At 71.4% G+C, this 241-nt stretch carries 1 pseudogene; it reads right to left on the bottom strand.

The window, feature by feature from the left end:
- A pseudogene (locus PU683_RS21485) lies at window positions 1–241 on the bottom strand (xanthine dehydrogenase family protein molybdopterin-binding subunit); the annotation flags it as partial.

Below are 241 nucleotides of genomic sequence, written 5' to 3'. Positions count from 1 at the left end.
GAGGCCGGCGGCAGCCGGGGCCTGCTCGAAGGTCTCGGCGACGACCATCGCGACGACTTGATGGTGGTGGTCGACGTTCGGGCCGGCCAATGCTCGGGCCCCGTAGAACGCGCCCCTGTCGAGCTTGCCCGCGTTCCCTGCGGGCACCACGGCGAGGACCCCCGGCGCGGCCTTCGCCCGGTTGATGTCCATAGCCGTGATGCCGTCCTTGGCGATGCCGGCACCGGGCACGTAGCCGTAA

This window comes from Candidatus Kosakonia sp. 282A-S69, from assembly GCF_029433855.1.
Taxonomy (GTDB): Bacteria; Pseudomonadota; Gammaproteobacteria; order Enterobacterales; family Enterobacteriaceae; genus Kosakonia; species Kosakonia cowanii_A.
This window is presented reverse-complemented; position numbering and strand designations above follow the sequence as displayed.